Origin of the sequence: Leuconostoc carnosum (genome assembly GCF_007954525.1) — a bacterium.
Classification (GTDB): domain Bacteria; phylum Bacillota; class Bacilli; order Lactobacillales; family Lactobacillaceae; genus Leuconostoc; species Leuconostoc carnosum.
Map to the genome: position 1 here is coordinate 874,570 of NZ_CP042374.1, position 16,564 is coordinate 891,133.

Annotated in this window: 16 protein-coding genes and 2 tRNA genes; 3 read left to right on the forward strand and 15 right to left on the reverse strand. The window is 38.4% G+C overall.

The window, feature by feature from the left end:
- Positions 1 to 95 precede the first annotated feature (95 nt).
- The 6 genes from FGL89_RS04345 to FGL89_RS04370 all read right to left on the reverse strand — a co-directional run bounded on the left by FGL89_RS04345 (position 96) and on the right by FGL89_RS04370 (position 4,466).
- Positions 96 to 815 (reverse strand): SDR family NAD(P)-dependent oxidoreductase, encoded by a 720-nt coding sequence (locus tag FGL89_RS04345; RefSeq protein WP_014973640.1) that lies wholly within the window; start codon positions 813 to 815, stop codon positions 96 to 98.
- Between the two features lie 52 nt (positions 816 to 867).
- Positions 868 to 1,464 (reverse strand): helix-turn-helix domain-containing protein, encoded by a 597-nt coding sequence (locus FGL89_RS04350; protein ID WP_014973639.1) that lies wholly within the window; start codon positions 1,462 to 1,464, stop codon positions 868 to 870.
- Positions 1,465 to 1,637: 173 nt separating this feature from the next.
- A complete protein-coding gene (locus tag FGL89_RS04355) occupies positions 1,638 to 2,054 on the reverse strand; it encodes a hypothetical protein (RefSeq protein WP_014973638.1) in 417 nt (138 codons plus the stop codon).
- 17 nt (positions 2,055 to 2,071) lie between these two features.
- A complete protein-coding gene (radA, locus tag FGL89_RS04360) occupies positions 2,072 to 3,439 on the reverse strand; it encodes a DNA repair protein RadA (protein WP_081579526.1) in 1,368 nt (455 codons plus the stop codon).
- 17 nt (positions 3,440 to 3,456) lie between these two features.
- Positions 3,457 to 3,918 (reverse strand): NUDIX hydrolase, encoded by a 462-nt coding sequence (locus FGL89_RS04365; protein ID WP_014973636.1) that lies wholly within the window; start codon positions 3,916 to 3,918, stop codon positions 3,457 to 3,459.
- A complete protein-coding gene (locus tag FGL89_RS04370; RefSeq protein WP_014973635.1) occupies positions 3,918 to 4,466 on the reverse strand; it encodes a dCTP deaminase/dUTPase family protein in 549 nt (182 codons plus the stop codon). Before FGL89_RS04370 ends, FGL89_RS04365 begins: the two co-directional genes overlap by 1 nt.
- A gap of 240 nt (positions 4,467 to 4,706) precedes the next feature.
- Between FGL89_RS04370 and FGL89_RS04375 the strand changes: the two genes are divergently transcribed.
- From FGL89_RS04375 to FGL89_RS04385, 3 genes are all read left to right on the forward strand, one after another.
- On the forward strand, positions 4,707 to 4,991 hold the full coding sequence (locus FGL89_RS04375) for a GNAT family N-acetyltransferase (RefSeq protein ID WP_135197998.1): 285 nt from the start codon (positions 4,707 to 4,709) through the stop codon (positions 4,989 to 4,991).
- Entirely contained in the window at positions 4,988 to 5,671 is a 684-nt protein-coding gene (gene rpiA / locus FGL89_RS04380) for a ribose-5-phosphate isomerase RpiA (RefSeq protein WP_135197997.1), read from the forward strand. The genes FGL89_RS04375 and rpiA overlap by 4 nt, the downstream gene beginning before the upstream one ends.
- 209 nt (positions 5,672 to 5,880) lie before the next feature.
- Positions 5,881 to 7,305, forward strand: a complete 1,425-nt coding sequence (locus tag FGL89_RS04385; RefSeq protein ID WP_014973632.1) for an aspartate ammonia-lyase — start codon at positions 5,881 to 5,883, stop codon at positions 7,303 to 7,305.
- Positions 7,306 to 7,414: 109 nt separating this feature from the next.
- On the opposite strand, the gene FGL89_RS04390 is transcribed toward FGL89_RS04385, so the two are convergent.
- From FGL89_RS04390 to FGL89_RS04430, 9 genes are all read right to left on the reverse strand, one after another.
- Positions 7,415 to 7,486 (reverse strand) — tRNA-Gln (locus FGL89_RS04390).
- 39 nt (positions 7,487 to 7,525) lie between these two features.
- Positions 7,526 to 7,608 (reverse strand) — tRNA-Tyr (locus FGL89_RS04395).
- Between the two features lie 54 nt (positions 7,609 to 7,662).
- Complete coding sequence (locus tag FGL89_RS04400; protein ID WP_014973631.1) at positions 7,663 to 8,556, reverse strand: sodium:solute symporter; 894 nt, start codon at positions 8,554 to 8,556, stop codon at positions 7,663 to 7,665.
- A gap of 178 nt (positions 8,557 to 8,734) precedes the next feature.
- Positions 8,735 to 10,630: a M13-type metalloendopeptidase gene (locus FGL89_RS04405; RefSeq protein WP_014973630.1), complete on the reverse strand. Its 1,896-nt coding sequence runs from the start codon at positions 10,628 to 10,630 to the stop codon at positions 8,735 to 8,737.
- Between the two features lie 97 nt (positions 10,631 to 10,727).
- Positions 10,728 to 11,660, reverse strand: a complete 933-nt coding sequence (locus FGL89_RS04410) for an ABC transporter ATP-binding protein (protein ID WP_014973629.1) — start codon at positions 11,658 to 11,660, stop codon at positions 10,728 to 10,730.
- Positions 11,660 to 12,715, reverse strand: coding sequence for an ABC transporter ATP-binding protein (locus FGL89_RS04415; protein ID WP_014973628.1), 1,056 nt, complete (start codon positions 12,713 to 12,715; stop codon positions 11,660 to 11,662). Before FGL89_RS04415 ends, FGL89_RS04410 begins: the two co-directional genes overlap by 1 nt.
- A 14-nt stretch (positions 12,716 to 12,729) precedes the next feature.
- The gene (locus tag FGL89_RS04420; protein WP_014973627.1) at positions 12,730 to 13,761 is read right to left on the reverse strand and encodes an ABC transporter permease; all 1,032 of its coding nucleotides are present in this window, start codon (positions 13,759 to 13,761) and stop codon (positions 12,730 to 12,732) included.
- An 11-nt stretch (positions 13,762 to 13,772) separates the two neighbouring features.
- Entirely contained in the window at positions 13,773 to 14,690 is a 918-nt protein-coding gene (locus tag FGL89_RS04425) for an ABC transporter permease (RefSeq protein ID WP_014973626.1), read from the reverse strand.
- Between the two features lie 84 nt (positions 14,691 to 14,774).
- Positions 14,775 to 16,412, reverse strand: coding sequence for a peptide ABC transporter substrate-binding protein (locus FGL89_RS04430; protein ID WP_014973625.1), 1,638 nt, complete (start codon positions 16,410 to 16,412; stop codon positions 14,775 to 14,777).
- Between the last annotated feature and the right edge of the window lie 152 nt (positions 16,413 to 16,564).

Genomic DNA, 16,564 nt, shown 5'->3' on the forward strand with positions numbered 1-16,564 from the left:
CCTTCAAGTATGAATAAAACCATTTTATCATATCATAATGAAAAGACTACTGATTGACTTAATTGGGCATAGTTTGATTGATGACATCATTTAAGTTAGCTTAAATACTGACGTAAGTTTTTCTCTGCATTTTCAAAACTAAACTTTTTAGTATTGAGCGGAACAACTGTGCCATCTTCATCAAAGAAAATACCAGATAAATGTTTAACATCAGGACTAATTGCCAAATATTTACCAACGGGAACGTCTGTGTTAGTTAATGTCTTTGTGTAATCCATCAAATCACTACGCACATCACCCGGAAAGAAACTATTCACTGTTGTATTTTGATTTTCCAATTGATTTGCTAATAAAAACATCAAAAGTGTCTTATGTGTCACTAACCAACCCGCTCTAGCCAACACACTATTTTGTATATCACAAATTGGCATCAAATTGATTGCTCTAGGATTACCTGTCACAATTAACACGCGACTGTTTACCAATGCCTCCTGCAAATTCAATGTTAAATAATAATGAGATAATAGATTATTATTAATATTTTCACCAGCCGTATGTGGCATGACGCCTGCACTATGAATCAAAACATCAATATGAGAAAAAATCTCCTTAATTTTGGAAACCACCTGCATACGCTCAGATGCTTTGGATAAATCACCAATGACAACTTTGACATTAGCACCCAATTTAACTTGAACAAGCTGCGCCTTTTGTTGATTCCGCCCAATAATGATGATGTTATTTTCTTGAACCAGATCCTTAGCGATGGCTAATCCAACACCTGATGAACCGCCTGTTATGACAATATTTTTCATGAGTATTCTTCCCCCAATTAAACCGTTTAGTGAATCAAATATTTACTTACTCTTACACTATTCTATCTACAAAAGCATCAAAAACGGCAGCCATAATTTGTGGATGTTGACCTTGATAACGAGATACCGCTTTAGCAATTCTCAAACCAATACGTCGTGATAAAAATGGTTCTGCTAAAAGTGCTAGATAGGCATCAAAAGTCAAAAGCTCTTCTAGATTATCGAAATAGTCATTGACTTCGATCGGGCATAACTGGCTAGTGTTAATACGCATTATCAAAATTAGTTTAAAAACCCGTTCTTGTCGTAATAGCATATCTCGCTGCTGTATTTCATCTAAAATATTTTTCAACATGACCGGGTCATTTTTAAACTGATAAGCTTTCTCAACAAGTTCATTAATCAAAAATTCATCAAAAACTGCCGAATGACATAAATCTTCTAGTGTCAAAGACATTGCACTCAAAATTTTAATCATACTACTAAATTGAATATCTGTTTTGCCTCTTTCAAACTTAGAAATAACACTACACGCTAATCCTGTAACTTGTGCCAGCTCGTTTACAGATACTCCTCGTGTTTTACGAATGTCACGAATTAACTGACCTACATTTTGGACTTCTGAAAAAGTATTCGCTACTATGCTCATTCGGTGTTCCTTTTATAGTTTATTGTATGAATAGCTTATATTATACACAGAAATAATCATGACTATTTCAATTTTCCTATAAGAAAATATTTTTACAACTGTTGAATCATATATTTGTCTTTCTTTAGAAGCAAAAAAGCCCCTTAGGGCTTTGATTGCAATATATTATATTTTTAAGGTTTTTTATTTTTCTTTAGAATACCATCATACTGATCAGATTTCACAAAATGTTTGCCAGCATGATATGATTCAGCTGCAATTATATTACCACTATCATCACGTTGTTTCGTTAGGCCATATAGTACGGGCCACCACAAAGCTACTAAATAAAAAGAACCAGCAGCTAATAATAAAAGAACCAACGCTAACGCTGCGATTGACAGCCAATCAGAGCCGCCAAAACGTCGGCTGATTATCACAAAGACCGTCAAATATAGGAGAGCTAAGCTAGAAAACAATTCAATGGCAGCGACTAGCACCCCCCCAGTCCACCATCTCAAACTATAAGCTTTGCCGTCGCTAACATACTGATAATGTGTACGATATATCACCTTAATAACTTCAACAAGAATATTACCTATAAAATCCAATCGCTTCTCCTTTTAATTTAGTCAAAAGCAACTTTCAATGCTTGCGTCAGCGTGGCAACTCCGAGCACTCGTAGCCCATCAGGTATTTCTATACCATTCAAATTATTTTGTGGTGCAATAACCCGTTTGAATCCCAATTTGCTTGCTTCTTTCAGCCGTTCTTCAATTTGTGGCACGCTGCGTACTTCACCAGTCAGACCCAACTCACCGATAAACGCATCTGTTGGGCGTGTTTCTTTATCATGGTATGAGCTCGCCAGCGCCACGGCAACAGCTAAATCAATAGCTGGCTCATCTAGCTTAACGCCACCAGCAGCTTTTAAATAAGCATCTTGGTTTTGCAATAATAAGTTAGCTCGCTTTTCCAAAACCGCCATGATTAAACTGACACGATTACGATCTAATCCAGTGGCTGTGCGTTGTGCATTACCAAAAACAGTTGGTGTCACTAATGCTTGTAATTCAACAAGTATCGGACGTGATCCTTCTAAAGCAATAACCACAGCCGAGCCAGTGGCACCGTCTAGTCGTTCTTCTAAAAAAATCTCAGATGGATTAGCTACTTCGCGCAAACCACCATCCCGCATTTCAAAAATACCTAATTCGTTCGTTGCACCAAAACGATTTTTGACTGCTCGTAAAATACGATAATTGTGATGCATATCGCCCTCAAAATAAAGCACGGTATCAACCATATGCTCTAAAATTTTAGGTCCTGCAATTGCACCATCTTTGGTGACATGACCAACAATAAAGACTGAAATATTATTTGTCTTTGCAATTTGTAACAAATCAGCTGTCACTTCTCTAATTTGTGAAACCGACCCGATTGCTGAGGTAACATCTGGCTCCTGCATCGTTTGTACTGAATCGATCACTACAAAATCTGGCTGTAATTCATCAATCTGCTTTTTTATAGCTACCATATCTGTTTCGGGGTAAAGATAAAATTCATCATGACCTACTCCTAAACGATCAGCTCGTAATTTAACTTGTGTTGCTGATTCTTCTCCGGTGACATATAGCACACGACCTTCTTGTGCTAATTGCCCAGAAACTTGTAGCAATAGCGTTGATTTACCAATACCTGGATCCCCACCGATTAACACCATCGACCCCGGTACTACACCACCACCTAACACGCGATTAAGTTCTTGTAATTTAGTTGCAACACGGGGCGTTTCTTCAGATGTGATTGCGTTAATTTTTTGAACTTTAGCTGTGCGACCATCTAAACTGACGCGGCTCTTGCGATCATTTGTTTCTGGTTGTAGTTTTTCCTCAACTAACGTGCCCCATTGACCACAATTTGAGCAACGACCAAGATATCGTGCTGAAACAGAACCGCAGTTTGAACAAATAAATTGTGTTTTTACTTTGGCGATGATTTTTCTCCTTTTCGTTAATCACGATTGATCAAATGTACTGGTATTGTTGGTAAATCACATAAAACTGTTTGTAATATCTTTGGTTTAATGTCAGGTAGTTCACTTATTTTACGCCACGTTACACATTGTTCCCAACTATCTTTAGCAAATACTTGTTCTTGATCCACACGTTCAATCAACCATGTGAACATGATTTCATTGTATTGTTGGTCATCAATATTAAACAAATTCTCAATAACAGCAATAAGACGTATTGCGCGGACATGGATACCCATCTCTTCAATAAATTCACGCTCAATGGCTTCTCGACTTGTTTCCCCGTATTTCACTTTACCGCCAGGTAAACCAGCTTGTTGGGTAACAGGGTCCACATTAATGGCAATATTACCTTTGGCATTGATAAAAATACCAGTTGTTCGATATTTAAAACTAAATTGATTACCACGTAACACAATATCTTTGGCTTCATCTGCCATTAATTTTGCCCGGTTGAACCAAATCCACCTTGACGCTGTGATTTAGTATCTTGTTCATCCCCATCAGCTAATAAGTAGGGTAAGAAGATGCCTTGTCCAATGCGTTCACCCTTCTTGATATGTACATCTTTGATACCAAAATTAATAAACTGAAAAAATATCTCACCTTCATTTGCGTCATTATTATAATAGTCTGCATCCACAATACCAACTGAATTCGGCATCATAATACGCTTTTTAATTGGCCCACTTGAGCGTGAAACTAGTTGTAAATACTCACCTTCTGCCATATAAGCCTTAATGCCCGTAGGTATCAATACTGGCTTCAATAAGTTTTGCAAATCTTCATTATTACGCACATTTTTTAGTTTTCCTAATGATAATATGCTTAGGCCCTTAAAAAAATGATTACTTAGCGCACTAGGTATCGTCACATCTTCTGAGGCCTCGAAATCATAACCTGCCGCAGCTTGCGTACTACGTTTTGGTGTATGAATACCATCTGTCATCTTTTTTGATACAATTTCAAATCCACGTTTTTGCGTCATTTTTAATTTTTAGTGTTAATAGTACCCGCAGAGCTAAACAATTAGCCACAACAGAACCAACACTTTCCTCCAATATTTAATTCTTATTTTATTGTACGGTATTTTTGGCAATATTAATATATTTCCGTGCGATATTAAATATAAGATGACTATCATCAAGCATCGCTTTATTTTTGTTATAATAATACAGAACAGACATAGTTATTCCGATGAGCAATTATGACAATAAGGAGGCATCACATGACAACATTCCAACACGAACCAGGTCGCTATTTTTTGTTAGATGGTGACAAAACAATTGCAGAAATTCTATACACAACCGTAAATGATGGTAAAACTTATGCCATTAATTCAACAGTCGTTGATTCTAGTCTGCGTGGCCAAGGGATTGCGCGGCAATTAGTTGATGCAGTTGTCCATGAAGCACACGAAGAACAGATGACGATTAAACCAGTTTGTCCTTATGTACGTGAACTTTTTGCTAGGAACCCAGACCAATATCAGGAGATTCAGTACAAATCATGAGCCAAGATCTACAGAAAATTATCGCAGGACGCCGCGCAGCTGAATTTGTACAGAATGACATGGTTGTTGGCATAGGTTCTGGTTCAACAATTGCTCATGTTATCGACGCTTTAGGTGAACGTGTTGCCAATGAAAATTTAAACATTGTGGGTGTTGCCACTTCTGAAAAGACACGCCGTAACGCTGCACAACTTGGTATTCCAATGCATAATGTCGATGATGTTGACAAAATTGATCTCACGATTGACGGTGCTGATCAAATTGCCGACGATTTTTCAGCCATTAAAGGTGGCGGAGCTGCGTTACTTTGGGAAAAGATTGTTGCATTCAACTCTCGTGAAAATATTTGGGTCGTTGATGCGTCAAAACGCGTCCCAAAACTTAACCAATATCTACCCGTTGAAGTCATTCCTTACGGTTCAGACCAACTGTTTAAGCGTTTTAAATCTGGAGGCTTCCATCCTACTTGGCGTTTAGATCAAAATGGTAACCCTGTACGCACAGACTCTGCTAATTTTTTAATTGATTTACATCTACCGATCATAGAAAACCCACGGTTACTTGGTGATGAATTAATTAAAATGGTTGGTGTCGTCGAGCATGGTTTATTCACTGACGTTGTAGATCGTGTGATTATTGGTAATGAAAATAATGTGGTTGATATTTTAGAAGTAAAATAATCCCTACTAAGCATGGCCTTTTTTAGGACATGTTTTTTTGCGAGTAAAAATATTATGGATAATTACTTCATTTTCCTTTAAAATTGGTCTATCTCTTTTTTATATTAAAAACATGCCATTTAAGATGTCACAATAGATAACATGTTTAATTGGTATATCAAAATCAACAGTTAAAATAGTCTTATAATCAGTAATCAAGGAGATTAATCATGCGTACAGAATCAGATTCACTAGGATCATTAAACATCCCAAAAGTGGCCTACTATGGTATCCACACACAACGTGCCTTACATAATTTCCCTATTTCTTCACAAGCAACACATCCTGAATTGATTCGTGCCTTTCTAGAAATCAAACAAGCTGCCGCACAAACAAACGCAACAGCTGGTAGTCTGGATCGCTCAGTGGCTAAACATATTGTGAGTGCAACTAAAACACTACTCAGTTCACCTCTTGACATGTCTATGTTTCCAATTAGTGATATTCAAGGTGGTGCTGGTACATCAACAAATATGAATGTCAATGAAGTGATTGCCAATGTGGCACTTGAACAAACTGGTCGTGAACGTGGTGATTACAAGTATATTAACCCAAATGATCACGTCAACATGGGACAAAGTACCAATGACACCTATCCTAGTTCTGGAAAAATTGCCCTTTTACGATTATTAGATCCACTTTTTGAATCATTAACAGCACTCATCGATTCGCTGGGGAATAAAGCCGACGAATTTTCATCAACCTACAAAATGGGGCGCACGCAACTACAAGATGCCGTACCCACAACATTAGGTAATAGTTTTCACGCTTGGCTTAAGCCGCTACGTCGAGATGTTGAACGACTAAATGCTGCACGTGAACCATTATATATGCTAAATATGGGTGGCTCAGCGGTTGGGTCAGGTATTAACGTGAGCTACCATTACCAAGTACATATTGTTCCAAACCTCGCGGGCATTACTAAATTACCACTAACACAGGCACACGATTTATTTGATGCGACACAGAACCTTGATGGTTTTGTCGCCTTATCAGGGGCCTTGAAAACACTAGCAATGAATCTATCTAAAATTGCTAATGATCTCCGACTATTAAGCTCAGGACCACGTTCTGGACTCCTTGAAATTAATCTACCAGCTAAGCAAGCTGGATCATCTATTATGCCAGGTAAAGTTAATCCCGTCATTCCTGAAGTTGTTAACCAAGTAGCCTTTGAAATGTTTGGCTTTGATGCCACAATTACCACTGCTGCCGAAGCTGGTCAACTAGAATTAAACGCTTTCGAACCCATTGTCTTCCGTTCACTCTTTGCAGGTATTGAACACCTAACTTCAGCTATGGATACTTTGCGTCTCAATGCCATTGATGGCATTAATAGTAATAAGTCTCGACTAGCTCAAGATATTGATTTATCAGTTAGTTTCGCAACTGCTATGACCCCAATCATCGGGTATCAAGAAGCAGCAAAAATGGCAAAGGAATCGATTAAAACCGGTAAATCTTTGCGTCAAATTGCTCAAACAAGAAACTGTTTCACACCTGATCAACTCGAACATATCTTCAGAATCGAAGATATCGTCATTAATGCACGAACCCCTGAACATGGTTTAGTGTTACGTGCACCGAAAAAGTAAGTAAATAATCTCACTTTTATAATTGACAATTGTGCTTTAGAATAAGTATGACAGTTATTCTAAAACGAGCAAAAAGCAGGAAGCCTACTAGGCTTCCTGCTTTTTATTATTGCCCCTGCTGGATTCGAACCAGCGCATAGCGGTACCAAAAACCACTGCCTTACCACTTGGCGAAGGGGCAATAGTTAATTTATTTAGCCGTTAACTATTATATCGGCTATGGGAGCGGTAGGATTCGAACCTACGAACCCGAAGGAACGGAGTTACAGTCCGTCGCGTTTAGCCAGACTTCGCTACACTCCCATATCTCAAACAACTATATAATAATACCAAATTTTTCGAGACTTGGCAAGGGGTTTAATGAACTTTCTTCCAATTCTTTTTATATGAGTCACGAAATAAACCAAATACAGTCCACAAAGAAACAACAACAATTAACTTTTTCAATAATTCTGTATCTAGGCTGGTGAAAAACCGCGCTGCAGCAACTACACCTAGTACGCCCCCAATTGCGACACCAGCAAATCCACGCCATGACACCCGATCCATTTTAATGACGTTCCACGCCGTGGTAGGCATAATTAAAGCAGCATCAAGCATCATAACAGGAAAAGCAATCGCTGGATTGACACCAACAAGTGAGAAGAAAATTAACTCTGGCGCATAGTTTCCTAACCCCATCGTCATTAAAATACCAATTCCAAAATTAAAAGCGATCCCAATAAATAATAACCAACCATGTAAACCATGTACGGTCATCGAATTACCCGACCCTGGATTAGTAAACATACGAACAATCATAATAATGACAGCTATTAATAACGCACTCGCCATGACCCTTTGCACCGTGGGTGCATGCCAGTTCTTAGTAATGTGTGTCCCCACATAGGCGCCAACTACAGCTGCTGTGGTCATCGGTATCAGTGTTAACAGTTCAACTTGAACGGCAGTTATAAAGAACAGTGCCTCCACCATAACTGGTATGGCGTGCATGGCATTAAGTGTACCAGGCAGTTGCCTTTCATCCGGTACATAATTTGTTACACGGAATGCAGCCGTTGTGGTTGCAAAAGAACCAATACCTAAGGTATCCCCAAAGTCCGTAAAAAATCCGATTACCATACCCAGACCAAAGCGTTGAAAAATCGGCTTTTTTTGCACTAAGTATGCTCGAGAAACTAAGATAACCATAAAGAATAAGACGATTACTAATAACACTTGAATTATTAGTAAAACTATTTTTTCATTCATTCTACTTCACTCTTTTCAACAAATCAATACGTCATATTATATCAAATTTATACCTCTGTTTGCCTCTTGAGTCATATTCTTTTTTAAAAGTACCAAAAACAGGCACATTAAAAATGCCATGTTGTGAAAAACATGACATTTTTAATGACATATGAACAAATTTATTTTGGAAGCAATATCACCAAATAGTCACACGATTCTCAGGGTCGCGCCACATGCCATCCTTGGGCGTAACCTTGAAGGTTTCGAAAAAGTCATCAAAGTTTTTTACCTGAACATTAACACGTAATTTTGCAGGACCATGAACATCAGCTGAGGCCAGTAATTTCATATACTCTGGTCTTGCTTTCATACGCCAAATTGTTGCCCAACTTAAGAAAAATGATTCCGATGAAAAATCTTTCTCCAATTTTGCTGCTGCTAGAGCTGCTGCGAGGCCACCAAGATCAGCAACATTTTCAGACACTGTCAGTTCACCATTAACTTTAGCACCATATGAGTCTAGGCCATCAAATTGGTCAACAACTTTTTGAGTACGCTCTGTAAAGGCAGCATAATCTGCGTCGGTCCACCAATTCTTTAAGCTCCCAAATTCATCAAAAGAGGCACCGTTAGTATCAAACGCATGTGAAATTTCGTGAGCGATCACACTGCCAATACCACCATAATTTGCTGATGATGATTGCTCTAAACTATAGAATGGTGCTTGCAAAATAGCTGCCGGAAAAACAATTTGATTTTGTTGTGGATCATAATAGGCATTTACCAAATGAGCGCCCATGTGCCACTCGCTACGGTCAACAGGTTGATGCCATTTTGACCATTGGTAAGCCACTTCTATTTTTCTAAATTTAGTTGCCGTTTCAAATAACGTTTCTCCAGACAGAACCTTTTTCTCTGCTAAACGGGTTGGTACTTTTTCAGGATAACCAATGTGAGGCACAATAGTATCTAATTTAACTACTGCTTTGTCGCGTGTCTCTGGTGCCAACCATGTAGCAGCTTTCAAGCGTGATTTGTAAACATCAATCATCGTTGCAACCTTAGTTTCAACATCAGCTTTTGCCTCAGATGAGAATTTTTGGCTCGCATAATATAGACCAACAGCCTGATTAAATTCACCATTTGCTAAGTAAAAAGCTGCTTTTCGGTTACTGCGTGCTTCAGGTAAGCCAGTTAGTACTCGTGCATACGCACCACCTAATACGCGTACCTCTTCTGAAAGATATTCTGTAAACTGATTAACCAAGTTTACTAATAAGCGTGCTCGCAATAATGGCCAAGCCGCCTCCGTATAAAATTGTGCAGACGCCTGCCAAAAACGTTCTTCTGGTACAATCACAAAGTCAGGCTTTTCACCCACCAGTACCTCGAGCATCTCAGTTAATGGTAATTCTGGTGTTAATTGTGCAAAATCATCCCATTGATATGGATGGTAAAGATCTGCATATTTTGAGCTTTCTTCATTACTCAAGACAACTTGAGACACACGTGCATCTAATTCAAGGTATTTATCCAATAAATCCGCGACTTCATCTGCCGTAAAGCCAAACTTAGGTAGCAAAGCCTCTTGCTCTGCACGGAAAGCAGCTAAGAGTTGTGGTCCTTGTTCATTATCTGACGCGTAATATGTTGTATCTGGTAAAATCAAAGACAATCCACCAGCCCACAATACGTTCCGACGCGCGTCTTTGAAATCTGGTGCAATTTCAAATGGCAATGCATTAGGTAATCCCGCTTTTTCTAAAGTGACGATATGACTGGCAAAATCAGCTAGAGAGGTATACTGCTTATACTGTTTGATTAATTCCTTCACTGGTTGCGTACCAATCTTGTTACGCGTCTCGATGTCCGATGCTAATTGATGATATTTAATGAAATTATCTAAAATCGGATTATTTTTAGGTAGATTCTTGCCTTGTAACCAATCACTAGTAGTAGACAATAACCATTTCTCAATGTCATCAGCTAAATCATTAAATCCACCTGTACTGGTTTTATCATTAGGAATGACAGCCGTGCTTTGCCATTCGCCGTTGACGCTTTCATAAAAATCATCTTGTAATCTTGTCATTAATTGGCTTCTTTCTCATTTTTTACTAATATAGATTATACACAATTTTTATAAAAAAATCGAACATCTAATAGATGTTCGATTAATATACGCACGTTTACTTTTGTTGATTTTTATAAACTGAAACTTCTTCTGGTGTTGCCAAAACAAAATGCCCAGGATTTATTTCAACCATCTGGCGTTCCTTGCCATCTGTTTCGATGCTAGCATCATATTCAATATGTTGACGCATGCTTTCAACTTCTGGATCTGGCACAGGAATAGCTGATAACAAGCTTTTCGTGTAGGGATGCAATGGGTGATTATAGACAGCATCAGCCGTCCCGATCTCAAGTAATTTACCCCAATGCATGACACCAATACGATCAGAAATATATTTCACCATTGACAAATCATGCGCAATGAAGAGATACGTTAAAGAGTGCTCTGTTTGCAACTCTTTCATCAAATTAACAACTTGAGCTTGAATCGATACATCCAAAGCTGAAATCGGTTCATCTGCAATAATGAATTTTGGATCTACTGCTAAAGCACGCGCAATACCGATACGTTGCCGCTGACCACCTGAAAATTCATGTGGATACCGCGTTGCATGATCTTTGTTTAAACCAACCAAATCTAACAAATGTTGCACTTTGGCATCACGTTCTGCCTTATTTTTTGCTAGTTTATTGATATCAATACCTTCAGCAATAATGTCACGTACCTTCATACGACCATTTAAGCTGGCTTGTGGATCTTGGAAAATCATCTGTGCATCTTTACGAAATTCAGATAGATGTTTATGCTTTAGATGTGTAACGTCTTGACCATCAAATAGAATTTGACCAGCAGTTGGTTCGTATAACTTCAAAATAGCACGACCAATTGTTGTTTTTCCAGAGCCTGACTCACCAACTAATCCAAAAACTTCACCTTCATAAATATCAAAACTAACATGATCAATGGCACGAACTTCATTTGATTTACCTTGGTTAAAGTATAGCTGCAAATCTTTCAGTTCAACTAACTTCTTTGGTGTTTCATCCATCATGCTTGAGACTCCTGTTCTTGCATTTCTCGCCAATGTGCCCAACGCTTTTGAATTTTTACAGGCGGTGTCACCTTTGGTGCCCGTTCATCAAGTAGCCAAGTAGCAGCATAATGTGTATCACTCACACGGAAAAATGGTGGTTCTTCTTTAGAATCAATTGCCAATGCGTAGGCATTACGTGACGCAAAAGCATCACCTTTTGGCGGTTCCAATAAGTCAGGAGGCGTTCCGGGAATAGCTTGAAGCCCACCTTGCTGTGTATCAGTTGTTGGCATTGAATTTAACAATCCCCAAGTATACGGATGTTGTGGATTGAAGAAAATTTCATCCACAGTACCATACTCAACAATTTTACCAGCATACATAACAGCAACACGATTGGCCATACCAGCAACAACACCCAAATCATGGGTAATAAAAATAATTGAACTACCAGTATCTTTCTGCAATGTCTTCATTAAATTCAGAATTTGCGCTTGAATTGTAACGTCTAGAGCGGTGGTAGGTTCATCAGCAATCAGTATTTCTGGATCAGCAGCCAGAGCAATAGCGACTACCGCACGCTGACGCATACCACCAGACCATTGATGCGGATAATCATTGATATGCTCTTCCGAGTCAGGAATACCAACACCTTTCATCAATTCCAAAGCACGTTTTAGCGCATCTTCTTTTTTCATATTCCGATGTTTTATCAAAGGCTCGGCAATTTGCATACCGATTTTCATCGTTGGATCTAAACTCGTCATAGGATCTTGAAAAATCATGGCAATTTCATTACCACGAACTGATTGCCAATCTGACTCCGTCAAATCCAATAAATTACGATCTTTAAATATCAATCTTGAATTGTCTGGAATCAAAGCATTTTTAGCATTTAGTCCCATTAATGTTTTTGTCGTCACCGACTTACCTGATCCTGACTCACCAACAATTGCCAATGTCTCACCCTGATTAAGATCAAATGATACATCACGAATTGCTTGTACAGTCCCTGCATACGTATTAAAATTCACATGCAAATTTTCAACTTTTAAAATTGGGTTACTCATAATCTGCACACCTCTTAATCTTCACTCGCACGGGGGTCAAAAGCATCACGTAAGCCGTCACCCAACAGGATAAAGGCCAATGATACTAAGACCAACATAGCAGACGGAATTAATACTTGATAAGGATAGAATTGCAGCATTGACGAGGCATCCGAAATCAATGAACCCAATGATGCAGTTGGTGGCTTAACGCCCAAGTTAATCGCTGACAAAACCGCTTCAAACATAATAGCAGTCGGTACTGTCATCATAATTTGAACAATAATTGTACCAGCCATATTTGGAATCAAATGTTTAATAGCAATTTTAAATGAACTTTCACCAAGTGATTTGGCTGCCAAGACGTAGTCACGTTCTTTTAATGTTAACGTCATGTTACGAACTTGTCGTGCCATACCCAGCCAGCCTGTCATGGCAATCGCTAAAATAATAGATAGTACACCACCACCAAGTACTAACCCTAACATCGTTACAATAATCAAATTAGGGACAGATGACAAAATTTCAATAATACGCTGCATCACATTATCAACCCAGCCACCTTTCCAACCAGAAAGGACACCATAGGCCACACCAACTAATAAGTCAATGAATGTCGCCACTAAGGCAACTAACAATGAAATACGCAATCCTACAGTGACACGTTTAGCTAATGAACGACCGATATTATCTGTTCCCAAAATAAATTTTTCGCTTTTAGGTACATTTTGTGAAGCATACACATCAGTTGAAGTTGTATCACCAGGTGCTTTGATTTGACCACTCCATCCAGGAATAGGTAATCCGGATTTAGGTGGCAAATTTTTATAAACACCTACTTTATCGGAATTAAATGAATTCGCTTGCTGCTGTGGCATAACAAAGTTTGACACAAAAGCGAATGCCAAAATGAATGCTAGGAACCACAATGAAATGACTGCCAGCTTATTGAGCTTAAGTCGACGCCAAGCATCTTGCCAAAATGACAAGGCAGGCTTAGCAATATGTTCGTTGGCTTCAGAATCCTGTGCGCCAACAATAACAAAATCTTGAGTATTTGCTGCCATTATAGGCCTCCTTATTGCAAACGGACACGCGGATCAATAATCGCTGTCAAAATATCCGTAATCAAAATCATTACCATTAGCATAGCTGCATACACAACCGTTGTTCCCATGATAACTGGAAAATCTTTTGAAGGAATTGACAAAACAAATTGTTGTCCAATACCAGGAATTGAGAAAATTTGCTCAATCAATGTTGAACCGGTTAATAACCCGGCTGCCATTGGACCAATTAATGTCAATACCGGAATCATTGAATTACGATATGCGTGTTTATTTACAATTTCTTTAGGGCTCAAACCTTTCGCTTTAGCCAATTGCACATAATCAGAACTCAATGCCTCAATCATTTCTGAACGAACAAATCGTGTGGTTACTGCAGCCGGGCTCACGGCTAAGGCAATAGTTGGCAAAATAGATTGTGAAAATGAGTCTCCCCACCCAGATACTGGGAACAAAGGCCATTTAAATCCAAACAAATAAACCAAGACAATTCCTAAAATAAAACTAGGCACCGAAATACCAAGTGTTGAAACAATACCCAGAGTACCATCTATTTTGTTGTTTTTATTACGCGCTGACGCTGCACCCATAATAAGTCCAGCAATGACACCAACAACTAAAGCCTGTGCGCCTAATTGAGCAGACACTGGCAAGCGTTGTCCGATCAGCATGCTAACCGACTGGTTTTGGTATTGAAATGAGGTACCAAAATCACCGTGTAATGCACCAACTAAATAATTCCAATATTGCTGCCAAAGTGGCAAATCTAATCCATATGTTGTTTTTAATTGTGCCAATGCTTCAGGTGTTAGTTTAGGATTATTAAACGGCGTACCTGGCATGATCTGCATCAAGAAAAACGTTACTGTAATCACTAAGAAAAGTGTAAAAAGCAGAAGTGCTAGTCTTTTTAAAATATATTTCCACATGTGTATGACTTCCTATAACAAAATAAGAATTAACTTGCGTCAATTCTTATTACTGAATTCAATGTAAACTAATAGTAGCAAATTTTACTTTTTAACAGCTGACTTCCAGTCCTGATTCAATCCTGTCGTATTCAAAATAATACCTGATACATCAGGATTTTGTAGTGAATAGCCTGAACGGAAGTACAATGGATTAAAGTTATTGTCTTTCAATAAGGCAGCTTCAGCATCCTTATAATTCTTATCGCGAGCAGATGGATTTAATGCATTTGTTGATTCTGCTTCTTTAACGGCCGCATCATATGCTACATTTTTGAACTGACCATTATTGTTTGATGCACCTGACTTAAAGATGTCATAATACGTTGATCCTTCAGGATAGTCACCACCCCATAATGAAACTACAATGTCAAAATTCTGAGATTGTGAATCCTTGATACGTTGTGAAAATGGTACAAACTTTTGGTTAATTTTCAAACCTGGTAACGCCTTTTCCCATGAACCCTGCAAGTAATCCAATGTTGATTTGGCAGCCGGTGAATCGGCATCAGAGGTAATGGTAAAGGTTGCTTTTGTTTCGCCTAATTCTTTCAGGCCTTCTTCGAAAGCCTTTTTAGCTGCAGTTGCGTCGAATTTATATCCAGGCGCTACATACTTCGCTAGATCTTCTCCAGATGTTGTCTTAGCTAGCCCTTCTGGTGCTAAACCAGTAGCTGCCGTTGAAATACCTGATGTCACTTGATTCGTTAACTCTTTACGATTAGTTGCAAGGTTTAGAGCTTCACGAATTTTAGCATTAGATAAGAATTTATTTTTTCCAGTTTGATTATATTGTAAGTACGCTGCTGTAGCTTCGGGTGCCTTAACAACATCTTTATTGTTCTTGTTAGCATTATACAATTCTGGTGTATTAGCAATTGACACGCGATCAATCTTACCTTGCTTGTAAAGCTGAACTGCCGTGTCTGGCTTTTGAACAACTTGAACATCAACTTGCTTTGTCTTGACATTCTTGGCATCCCAATAGTTATCATTCTTAACTAGTTTAAATTTGTTATTAGTACCATTCCAGCCTTCAACCTTATATGGCCCTGAATACAGTGAAGTTGCTGCTGTTGTAGCATATTTTTTGCCTTCTTTATTTACAAAACTCTCTTTTTGTGGCATAAAATTAGAAAAAGTCAATAAATATTCAAACTGAGGCAGGGGACGTTCTAAATTAAATGTAATTGTATTACCCTTGGCAGTAACACCAAGAGTGTCAACATCACCCTTACCACCCGCAATCTTATCAGCATTCTTGACACCTGAAGCTAGATAAGCATATTGTGATGCAGTCTTTGGATCAACGATACGTTGCCATGAATACACGAAGTCTTTAGCTGTCAACTTTGATCCATCAGACCATTTCAAATTGTCTTTTAAAACAACTGTATAAGTTAAACCATCTTTTGAATGCTTCACAGATTTAGCTAATTCAGGCTGTGCATCGCCCTTTTTGTCCACGCGCATCAAGTTAGCGCCTGAGTTACCAATGATTGTTCCAGAATAAGTATCAGTATTCTTAGAAATATCCAATGTTTGAATAGGTGTTGGTAACTGGAACGACAAGTTCTTATTATTAGAAGACCCTGAGCCACCCCAAAGTCCTGCTGCACGTGTGCCACCAACGACAACAACAACTGCTGCTGCGCCGATAGCAACTTTTTTCCATGTATCCATGTTTTATATCCTCCCGAGATATGAGTAAATCCTTACTATGTAAAAATAAGTATACTATTTTTTATTGCCATATACAACTCATTATGTGCTTATTTTTATAAAAAATTAAGGATCCACTTATTTTTATAAAAGTTATCACACATTAATAATAT

Excerpts from the sequence above, each read along its gene's own strand:
- FGL89_RS04345 (WP_014973640.1), bottom strand. The coding sequence starts at position 815 with ATGAAAAATATTGTCATAACAGGCGGTTCATCAGGTGTTGGATTAGCC.
- FGL89_RS04350 (WP_014973639.1), bottom strand. The coding sequence starts at position 1,464 with ATGAGCATAGTAGCGAATACTTTTTCAGAAGTCCAAAATGTAGGTCAG.
- FGL89_RS04365 (WP_014973636.1), bottom strand. The coding sequence starts at position 3,918 with ATGGCAGATGAAGCCAAAGATATTGTGTTACGTGGTAATCAATTTAGT.
- FGL89_RS04370 (WP_014973635.1), bottom strand. The coding sequence starts at position 4,466 with ATGACGCAAAAACGTGGATTTGAAATTGTATCAAAAAAGATGACAGAT.
- FGL89_RS04375 (WP_135197998.1), top strand. The coding sequence starts at position 4,707 with ATGACAACATTCCAACACGAACCAGGTCGCTATTTTTTGTTAGATGGT.
- rpiA (WP_135197997.1), top strand. The coding sequence starts at position 4,988 with ATGAGCCAAGATCTACAGAAAATTATCGCAGGACGCCGCGCAGCTGAA.
- FGL89_RS04385 (WP_014973632.1), top strand. The coding sequence starts at position 5,881 with ATGCGTACAGAATCAGATTCACTAGGATCATTAAACATCCCAAAAGTG.
- FGL89_RS04400 (WP_014973631.1), bottom strand. The coding sequence starts at position 8,556 with ATGAATGAAAAAATAGTTTTACTAATAATTCAAGTGTTATTAGTAATC.
- FGL89_RS04405 (WP_014973630.1), bottom strand. The coding sequence starts at position 10,630 with ATGACAAGATTACAAGATGATTTTTATGAAAGCGTCAACGGCGAATGG.
- FGL89_RS04410 (WP_014973629.1), bottom strand. The coding sequence starts at position 11,660 with ATGGATGAAACACCAAAGAAGTTAGTTGAACTGAAAGATTTGCAGCTA.
- FGL89_RS04415 (WP_014973628.1), bottom strand. The coding sequence starts at position 12,715 with ATGAGTAACCCAATTTTAAAAGTTGAAAATTTGCATGTGAATTTTAAT.
- FGL89_RS04420 (WP_014973627.1), bottom strand. The coding sequence starts at position 13,761 with ATGGCAGCAAATACTCAAGATTTTGTTATTGTTGGCGCACAGGATTCT.
- FGL89_RS04425 (WP_014973626.1), bottom strand. The coding sequence starts at position 14,690 with ATGTGGAAATATATTTTAAAAAGACTAGCACTTCTGCTTTTTACACTT.
- FGL89_RS04430 (WP_014973625.1), bottom strand. The coding sequence starts at position 16,412 with ATGGATACATGGAAAAAAGTTGCTATCGGCGCAGCAGCAGTTGTTGTT.